The organism is Mesorhizobium sp. M7A.F.Ca.CA.004.06.1.1 (genome assembly GCF_003999135.1).
Lineage (GTDB): Bacteria > Pseudomonadota > Alphaproteobacteria > Rhizobiales > Rhizobiaceae > Mesorhizobium.
In genome coordinates this window covers 1-466 of the sequence record NZ_RZPQ01001442.1, presented here as the reverse complement: position 1 = coordinate 466, position 466 = coordinate 1, and the positions used below count along the sequence as shown (strand labels likewise).

Genomic DNA, 466 nt, shown 5'->3' with positions numbered 1-466 from the left:
TCTCCAACTCGTCCAGGGTGTAGCCAACGGCGAGCTTTGCCGCGATCTTGGCGATCGGGAAACCGGTCGCTTTCGAGGCCAGAGCCGACGAGCGCGAGACGCGCGGGTTCATCTCGATCACGACCAGGCGGCCGTCGGCCGGGTTGACGGCGAACTGCACGTTGGAGCCGCCGGTCTCGACGCCGATCTCGCGCAGCACGGCGATCGAGGCGTTGCGCATCATCTGGTATTCTTTGTCGGTCAGCGTCAGCGCCGGAGCGACGGTGATCGAGTCGCCCGTGTGCACGCCCATCGGGTCGATGTTCTCGATCGAGCAGACGATGATGCAATTGTCCGCCCTGTCGCGGACGACCTCCATCTCATACTCCTTCCAGCCGAGCACGCTTTCCTCGATCAGCACTTCGGTGGTCGGCGAGGCATCGAGGCCGGACTGGACGATCTCGTAGAATTCGGCCCTGTTATAGGC

General features: G+C 63.5%; 1 pseudogene. It reads right to left on the bottom strand.

Annotated elements, in window-relative coordinates:
* Positions 1-466 (bottom strand): annotated as a pseudogene (locus tag EN906_RS36840) (carbamoyl phosphate synthase large subunit); the annotation flags it as partial.